This is a genomic window from Wolbachia endosymbiont of Drosophila incompta (assembly GCF_001758565.1).
GTDB lineage: Bacteria > Pseudomonadota > Alphaproteobacteria > Rickettsiales > Anaplasmataceae > Wolbachia > Wolbachia pipientis.
Genome location: NZ_CP011148.1, coordinates 209,797 through 218,625 on the forward strand (window position 1 = coordinate 209,797; position 8,829 = coordinate 218,625).

General features: G+C 35.3%; 9 protein-coding genes and 1 pseudogene (1 of these 10 only partly in view). 1 reads left to right on the plus strand and 9 read right to left on the minus strand.

The features are described 5' to 3' along the window. Nucleotides 1–453 precede the first annotated feature (453 nt). The 9 genes and pseudogenes from WG67_RS06855 to WG67_RS07115 form a co-directional block, all read right to left on the minus strand. Entirely contained in the window at nt 454–597 is a 144-nt protein-coding gene (locus WG67_RS06855; protein ID WP_179945725.1) for a hypothetical protein, read from the minus strand. Between the two features lie 437 nt (nt 598–1,034). Continuing rightward, nucleotides 1,035–1,280 (minus strand): annotated as a pseudogene (locus WG67_RS07595) (PD-(D/E)XK nuclease family transposase); the annotation flags it as partial. Between the two features lie 62 nt (nt 1,281–1,342). Then, nucleotides 1,343–3,172 (minus strand): translational GTPase TypA, encoded by a 1,830-nt coding sequence (gene typA, locus WG67_RS00985; RefSeq protein WP_010962447.1) that lies wholly within the window; start codon nt 3,170–3,172, stop codon nt 1,343–1,345. A 105-nt stretch (nt 3,173–3,277) separates the two neighbouring features. Beyond that, nucleotides 3,278–3,874 (minus strand): orotate phosphoribosyltransferase, encoded by a 597-nt coding sequence (gene pyrE, locus WG67_RS00990; RefSeq protein WP_006279657.1) that lies wholly within the window; start codon nt 3,872–3,874, stop codon nt 3,278–3,280. Nucleotides 3,875–3,877: 3 nt separating this feature from the next. Then, the gene (locus WG67_RS00995; RefSeq protein ID WP_070356766.1) at nt 3,878–5,062 is read right to left on the minus strand and encodes a dicarboxylate/amino acid:cation symporter; all 1,185 of its coding nucleotides are present in this window, start codon (nt 5,060–5,062) and stop codon (nt 3,878–3,880) included. Nucleotides 5,063–5,260: 198 nt separating this feature from the next. Beyond that, a complete protein-coding gene (locus WG67_RS01000) occupies nt 5,261–6,586 on the minus strand; it encodes a dihydroorotase (protein ID WP_022626228.1) in 1,326 nt (441 codons plus the stop codon). A gap of 122 nt (nt 6,587–6,708) precedes the next feature. Beyond that, nucleotides 6,709–7,359 carry a hypothetical protein gene (locus tag WG67_RS07105; protein ID WP_245683376.1) on the minus strand — a complete coding sequence of 217 codons (651 nt, stop codon included), beginning with the start codon at nt 7,357–7,359 and terminating at the stop codon, nt 6,709–6,711. Between the two features lie 83 nt (nt 7,360–7,442). After that, complete coding sequence (locus WG67_RS07110; RefSeq protein WP_245683377.1) at nt 7,443–7,949, minus strand: hypothetical protein; 507 nt, start codon at nt 7,947–7,949, stop codon at nt 7,443–7,445. Nucleotides 7,950–8,029: 80 nt separating this feature from the next. After that, nucleotides 8,030–8,218, minus strand: a complete 189-nt coding sequence (locus tag WG67_RS07115) for a hypothetical protein (RefSeq protein WP_022626229.1) — start codon at nt 8,216–8,218, stop codon at nt 8,030–8,032. On the opposite strand from WG67_RS07115, the gene WG67_RS01010 reads away from it, so the two are divergent. Then, on the plus strand, nt 8,175–8,829 hold the 5' end (the start) of the coding sequence (locus WG67_RS01010) for a cytochrome c-type biogenesis CcmF C-terminal domain-containing protein (RefSeq protein WP_458694995.1). Its footprint extends 1,415 nt past the window's final position; 655 of the gene's 2,070 nt are visible here — the first part of the coding sequence; the start codon lies at nt 8,175–8,177; its stop codon lies beyond the right edge, outside the window. The genes WG67_RS07115 and WG67_RS01010 overlap by 44 nt on opposite strands.

The following is an 8,829-nucleotide window of genomic DNA, read 5'->3' on the forward strand; positions in this document are numbered from 1 at the left end:
GTAGGGTTAGGTTAAAGAGGGAATATGCTTGAATTTACTAGTTTCCGGACAACCTCTAAGTCCATAACACCAGTTAAATTCGTATTTGCTGATGTATATAACAACTGATTTCATAAATTTAAACCTAAAGTTGTTTATTGTTAGGTATGAAATTTAAAACTTTCTTAAAAAAGGAACTATCATAGTAACCATACAAATATCTTGTATCTCAAGACCTTTGGTTTTTGTTGCTGAAAATGGTTGTATTATTTAAGTTATTAACAATATACAATACTAAGTTAATGTAATTTATTTGGAGATGACAGGAAAATTTATTGTAACTTTATATTTTAAATAGAATAAAGTTCTTTTGTTAGTATTGTCCTTTTTGTAAAAAATATTCCTAATTTCTTCATCATTTCTGTGGGTAAGGTCATCTGCTTCTCTACCTCAAGTGGTTAACAAAGTTTCTTGTCACGAGGGACCAAATGGAAATCTGCTCGTTTTCACGCGAATTAATGTTACAAATTCTATCCATTTCGTTACAAAATGGCATTTGCTTTCTCCATTATCCTTTGCCTGCATTTTCATCAGCGTTCCTTGCGGTTTGCTTGCCATATAGGCGGAAATACAGGCTTACCCTGTTCCTTCTGTCATACAACAGTGGGTTAGGTGACTTCTCTATACCGGTGATTTGCGTACATCCAGAAATGAAAAATGTCACATTACCTTTTGGTCGGAGCTTATCAGCATCTTTAGCTCTTTAATCGTTACGATACTTATGAAGCTTCACTTACGTTCACCATACCACTAAGCCTAGCTCTCCAACCACATGATGCTTGTAGTTTATGCTCCTTTCACGATTGAGCATCTTCTTTATCAAGAGGAGGTTCATTGTCCGCATCGCTTGGCACCAACCGGTTACCCGATTCGCACTGATGCATAGACTCAGATGGCAAAACATCTGGTTTAATAAGTTTTAGAACTCTTTTAGTTTCTTTCTGAATGAATTCCTCTCCTTTTAAACAATATGACCGAAGACTTTCAGGTCGCACCATTTCAATAATTAGCTGGGTTCCAGCAGAATCAGTACAGAAAACATCAACAATACTTTGTTTTTTAGAGGCAATCTCAGCATCCATGATAGTGCTGAGAAATTCTATTTCTTCTATTTCATCTTTGCCAGCGAAGCCCAATATATCATTGAGAAAGTGAATGAGAATATCTTTATTTTTCTCAGTGCCAAATATTCTCTTGAACGCGAAATTGTTTTTTGGATCGAGAAATTTCGAAAAGGCCATAATTAAATACAATTAGGAGACGAATAATTATACACTATTTTTCGCAAATGTTCAACCTCTGATTACTCCTTATTCTTTGCCCTTCCTGCACGCTTACGTTCATTTGGATCAAGGAATTTCTTGCGTAAACGTATAGATTTTGGAGTTACTTCCACCAATTCATCATCATCTATATACGCTATCATATCCTCCAGTGTCATTATCTTTGGTGGAGTGAGCTTTATAGCTTCATCACTACCTGAAGCTCTTACGTTTGTTAATTGCTTACCCTTTAACACATTTATCTCCAAATCATTGTCACGGCTATGCTGGCCGACAACCATGCCACAATATACCTTATCCTGTGGCTTAATAAACATAATTCCCCTGTCTTGCAAATTGAAAATTGCATATGCCACAGCCTCACCCTTATCTGTAGAAATTAAAACTCCATTGCGCCTTCCAGAAATTGGACCTCTATGTGGAGCATAACTGTGAAATAAACGGTTAATTATGCCTGTGCCACGAGAATCAGTTAAAAACTCTCCTTGATAACCGATTAATCCTCTTGATGGCACTAAAAACGTTAATCTTGTCCTGCCATTACCAGAAGGTCTCATGTCAGTTACTTCACCTTTACGGAAGCTGAGTTTTTCCATGATGATTCCACTATATTCATCATCTACATCAATTACTACTTCCTCTATAGGTTCAAGTTTTTTACCGCCTTCTTCTTTAAATAACACGCGAGGGCGTGATACCGAAAGCTCAAAACCTTCTCTCCTCATATTTTCAATTAACACTCCAAGCTGTAACTCACCACGCCCACCTACTTCAAATGCTTCACCGCTTGGTGCCAAAGTCACAGTAATTGCAACATTTGTTTCTGCTTCCGCATATAAACGATCCTTTATAGCAGTTGAAGTAAGCTTTGTACCTTCTTGCCCAGCAAAAGGTGAATCATTAACGCTCAGAGTAATCGCCATTGTTGGCGGATCAACTGGAGTTGAGCTTACTGCAGTTGTAACTTCTGGTGCTGCTATAGTATCTGAAACCGAAGCTTCCTCAAGTCCTGCAATTGCAATTATGTCTCCCGCCACAGCTTGTTCTACTGGAATGCGTTTCAAGCCAGAAAATGAGAGCAACTTAGTTAATCTTCCTCGTTCAATTACTTTGCCATCGAGGTCAAGCACCTTAAGATCTGAATTGACTTTTGCAATGCCCTGATAAACCTTTCCTGTCAATATTCTGCCAAGAAACTTATCAGACTCAAGTAGAGTGACCAACATAGCAAAAGGTGCATTTTGATTATAAACAGAAGGTTTTATATAATCTATAACCGTTGAAAATAATGGGCTTAAATCTTTTCTTTCATCAGAAAGCTCCTTAGCACACCAGCCATTTCTACCTGAAGCATACAACACTGGAAAATCTAGCTGCTCGTTGGTTGCATCAAGGTTAAAAAATAACTCATATATTTCATTTAATACTTCATCAATTCTGCTATCTGGTCGGTCGACCTTATTGATTATCACAATTGGCTTCAAATTTGCTTTTAGTGCTTTTGAGAGCACAAATTTTGTTTGTGGCATGGGACCTTCTGCAGCGTCAACCAGCAGCAACACACCATCTGCCATGCACAATACCCTTTCCACTTCCCCACCAAAGTCCGCGTGCCCTGGCGTGTCAATAATATTGATCTTTTCATCGCCCCACATTATTGATGTACATTTTGCAAGTATTGTAATTCCGCGTTCACGCTCTTGATCACCACTATCCATCACTCGTTCTTGAACTTCTTGATTCTCGCGGAATGTGCCACTTTGTTTTAACATGTTATCAAGTAAAGTAGTTTTACCGTGGTCAACGTGTGCGATTATTGCTATATTTCGGATCGATTTAAATTCGTTCATTTTCTATCATTTCAAAATTAATTTAGTAATAAGTATACATAAAATACACTTGGAGTAAATAACTAAAGCTGTGTATAAATGCTGTGTTTCCAAGATATTATAGGATTACTTTGTTAAATATTCCCTACTCCCAGGTTTTGTTATGGGTAGTTGTTTTAATTCACTTGGAAGTTCTTCCTCGCTGTAGTTTTTGATGTTCAGTTCAATCAAAGATATGACAGGAAAAGGCAGTTTCGTTTCACTATTTCTCTTTATCAAAGAAGCTTCAGCAACAACTTTACCTCCTTCCCCTTCTGCACATTCCACTGCTTCAAGTGAAGATTTACCTGTGGTTATTACATCTTCAATGAGCAATATTTTCTCACCCTTTTTGATCTTAAATCCACGGCGTAATTCAAACTTACCATTAACGCGCTCGCAAAACATTGTCTTTATTCCAAGCTGCCTGCCAATCTCATAACCCACAATTATTCCACCAATTGCAGGAGATAATATTAAATCTATGGAGCTATTTAATTCTTTTTTTATTTTATCTGCTAATAATGCGCAAACTTTCATGGCTCTGCTTGGATTTTCAAAAATCTTCGCACACTGTATGTATGTGTCACTATGCAGCCCGGATGATAAAACAAAATGCCCATGCAAAATTGCTTCTGCTTCTTTAAATTCTTTTATTATTAGGTTATTTTCGTCTAATATCATTTTTTAAGTTTCACTATTACATTCTTTATTAATTATCTGAGTGATACAAACATCAGACCACACATTTATTGCAGTTTCAAACATATTGATGATTGTATAAATAGGCAAAATCAGTCCCATAATATGCAGAGGAACATTCATCGACATGAGATAACTGGTTGCCATAAAATAGCACCCCATCGGCACTCCAGCGTTACCAATTGCAGCCCCTGTAGATAAAAAAATCCATATCAACATTTCGCTTAAGGAAAATACGTATCCGTTCATTTCTGCAACAAACATTACAGTGATTAGTATAAATGCAGCACATGCATTCATGTTAATTGTTGTGCATATTGGTAAAATAAAAGACGATAATTTCTTTGGCACCTTTAGCTTGTTCTGCACACATTCTATAGTTGTTGGCAATGTTGCACTGGATGATTTAGAAAAAAACGCAAGTGTGAGTGCTGGCATAACCCCTTTCAGCGTTTGAATTGGTGATATGCCTTTATACCACATAAATAGCGGTAAAATCAGAAATGCCTGCACAAAATTTGCAGACATTATGCAAACAAAATACCATAAAAGATTGTAGAACTCACTACCGCCTTTTAATTCATGCAAAAAACATGTAATAAAAGACCAAACAGCAAGCGGAATAAATTTTAATAACCCTTGAGCAATTTTAAGTAGCGTATCAAAAAGTGCAGAGAATACTTGATATAATATATCCTGCTTTTCTTTTGAAAGTGAAACAATAGCTCCACCCATCAAAAAAGCGATTAATATGCTACCAATCATATTATTTTCAAGAAAAACTTGCACAAAATTAGAAGGAATGAGTGATTTTAAATATGAAAAATAATTGTGGTTATTGCTGTTAATACTCCCTATTGTATTACTTATGAAATTTTTTCTTGCTGGATCTATTAACAAATAAAACGATAATGCAACAAACGCAGCTATAATAGTTGTAAGCAGAGTATAAAATAGTGTTTTCTTAACTAAGACTTTGATTTCAATTGAGTCTTTGAGCCCGGAAATTGTGGAAACTATGGATAAAAAAACCAGAGGTAAGCTTATTAATTTGAGCAAGCTGATAAAGATATCACTAAATAGCTTTGCTATTTCAAATATGATTTCATTGTTTAGGTAGTAAGCAACTATTGCAAGCAGTATAGAAAAAAGTATTGCAAACTTGTGCATTGAAAATAAAACTTCAAAGTAACATTATACAATAATTTTGCTGTTTTGGAATCAGATTGATAGACAAAATAACTTTACAGATTAGGGAAAGATAAGAGGATGTGTTTATTCGGAGACAGTGTAAGATTTCTTAATTTAAATTTAGGTGCACTTAGCCCATTCTGGTGATAACAAATTGGAATAGATAAGATATGATAACTAACTCTTCTGCGAGTATATAGTTTTGCCGGACACAACAGTACGTACTACGTGTCCTTTTACTTTGCGACCATCGAAAGGAGAATTCTTTGATTTACTAGCAAAGTTGTCAGTTTTAATTTCCCATTCATGATTGAGGTCAACTAAAATTAAGTCTGCAGCAAGGTTTTTTTGTATACGACCACGTGGTATGTGTATTATATCTGCAGGCTTATATGTCAATTTTGCAAGCACATCAAGTAGACCCATTTGCCCACTGTGATAGAGTTCAAGTGAAAGGGGCAGCATTGTTTCAAGACCAACAATACCAAATGCAGCATTTTCAAGTGGTAGATCTTTAGAACTACGATCATGCGGAGCGTGATCAGTTGCAATGCAATCAATCACACCTGTCTTTAAACCTTCAACCATAGCTAAACGATCTTCTTCAGTGCGAAGCGGCGGATTCATTTTTGCAATTGCTCCATGTTGTTTTACTATATCTTCAGTCAAAGTGAAGTGATGAGGGGTTACTTCGCACGTAACATTTAATCCCAAATCTTTTGCACGTTTAATAGCATCAAGTGAATCTTTTGAAGAGACATGTAGAATATGGTAGTGCACATTTTCCATATCCTTCATTAGCAGTATATCACGATTTACCATAACCGATTCTGACGCACTCAAGATCCCCTTTACTCCCAATTCTTCAGAAATTTTACCTTCGTTGATTGCGCCACCAGCAGATAAATTTAAATCTTCTGCATGTTGAGCAATAGGAACATTCAGCATACTTGAATAAAGCAGCGCCTGTCTCATAATCATTGGGTTCATAACTGGCATGCCATCATCGGTGAACCCAACCGCACCTGCTTCCTTTAAAAGTGCCATTTCAGTCAGGTGTTCTTCCGAAGTGGTGATTTTAGCGTAAAATTCAACGTTTACATGTGAAGTTTCAAGTGCTCTATATTTCAAATATTTAGCCAAAATAACGCTATCAATTGCTGGAACAGTGTTTGGCTGACAAACTACAGTTGTAACTCCTCCCGCAGCTGCAGATTTGCTGCCTGTATATATAGTTTCTTTATGTTCCTGGCCTGGTTCACGAAAATGTACGTGAATGTCAATAAGGCCTGGCATTAGAACAAGCCCTTTACAGTCTATTGTTTCATCAACTCCACTTGTTGAAAATAATGATTCACCAAAGTCAACAATTTTATCCCCTTCAGTCAATAATGAACCTTTTATATCAAGTTTAGTTTCCGGGTCGATAATACGAGCATTAGTATACGCAATTTTATAGCCTTCCTTTTGCCCTGTTTGCAACAAATCCCAAGTTTGAGTCATTATATTTGAGTATCGATTATAAAATAAATCTAAAGTTTTTTTAATAAAACACAACCAAATTAAAACACAGACTAAGAGCTGTCTTGAATTAAAGTGCTTTCATTACCCTAAAGATTTGGTTCTTATAACCTAGTTAGCTCAGTTTTAACGTTAATGTGTGAAGCTCTGAGTTCTGTTGAAGGATTTTCCAGCTGAATATCTAGCTCATTCTGTATGTTCGATAAACAAATTAAAGCTGAATCAAAAATTTCATCACACTGCTTTGCTTCATGTATATCATCAATTATTTCCTCGAATTCTTCCACATCATCCATTTCTTGCGGCGCACTTTTTAATATCGCTTTTATTTGGTTTAAGTTTTGACGAATTTTCTCCTGATATCCAACAATTCTCTCTTGATATATATCAATCATTTTTTGACATGCGTTGCCTCTAAATGGATGTTCTTTTTTCTCTTTTATGTAAGAACTTTGAAAGTCTTTACAGTTAAGGATTGCTTCTCTATGTTTTTTTATGTCATTAATTGCGCTGATTATCGACTTATCTATTTTCTTTAAATTTTCTTCCCGTTCTTCTCTTTTAATTATACTTTTGGATTCATTTTTTATCTGGTTCATTTTGTCATACAGGTTTCTGCATCCTTTGTAAGATGCCATTGGTTGTAACATTCCTTCTTTTACACCTTTATTGTAAAAATTCTTCAACTCATCACTTGATAGTATTGTTATAGCATCTTCCCTTTTACCTTGTGATTTAGGATACTTTTTATTCAATAAACTAACATGATTTAACAAGAAATCTCTAACTAGCCCTTCTTTTTTTACTTCGGATAATCTTTCTAGTGTTTCTATATATTTCAGAGTTTCCGCAAAGAGCTGTCCACCAGACCAGCAAATCCTTGAAGTGATTTACTCTGTGCTTTACAAAAATCGGTTTGTAAAAAATCTTCAGCTTGTTTTTTTATTACTGAAAGTTCATTAAAGGCTTTTTCTGGATTGATTTTTCTCAAAATACTAATAGCTTTTCTAATCGCTTTTTCTCTCTTTTTATTATCTTGCTTTTCATTTAATATGAGATGTTCAGTTTTGGTAAAAGCATTACCTTGATCACTCTTTGCAATGTTACAAACGATGTTTTTTACAACTTCTTCGGTTGCTGCATAATCTATTTCTTTTGCAAAGCAGTCAACAAATGATTGCCAAACTTTTTTATTAACAAGTTTACTTGTCTTATTTTCAAAATCTTCTATATCTTTGAATCCTAAAATAGTATAGAGATTTTTTTCGATTATTGGTTCGGCATGTTGTTTTGCCACTTTACCTTTTATATTGAATGGAAATTTACTAATCTTAGTTGTACCCACAATATTACCTCAATATTAACGCTATCTATAAAAGTATAAAGATTTAATATTTAATTTTTAATTAATACTAGCACAGCTAACTACGGGAGCATTATGCTAGCATCAATTAACACTTTAACTTCTAACTTGTCATCAGTAATATTGTTTATATAAAAACTATAATTTTTTATGCCTGAACTTGGGAATATATTGCTATTGCTAGCCTGCTTATTGTCTTTGACATATTTGTTTTTACCGCTTAGTTCTTGTCGGTTTATTACCACTGCCATATTTTTTTGTGTATCAGCGTCAATGGCTATTTTGATCTACTGCCACATTACAAATGATTTTTCACTTGAAAACGTATACTACCACTCACACACAACAAAACCTTTGATCTACAAGATTTGTGGTGTTTGGGGAAACAAAGAAGGGTCCATGTTGCTTTGGACCTTAGTGCTTGTCATGTATTTATTACTAATGGATATTTATATACCTTCTGTCATCCCAGTTTCCCCCTCTGTCATCCCAGTCTCTTCTTCTGTCATCCCAGTGCCCAGACACTGGGATCCAGACAATTTAATTGCAAATGAGTACATCAAATGGCAGTGTAATAAAAACTGGATTCCAGTGTCAAGCACTGGAATGACACCAGAACGAACTAATGGTAGTAAATTAAAAAAAATATCTCTTATCACTCATGGGCTGATTTGCTTTTGTTTTTTGCTGTTCACTTTAATTGAATCCAGCCCCTTCACTAAAATGCCAGGCATTGAAACAGATGGATTGGGTTTTAATCCGATATTGCAGGATATAGGCCTTGCTATTCATCCACCGATATTATATTTGGGGTACCTTGGATTTAGCGTTCCTTTTTCGCTCTCTATAGCTGGATTAATTT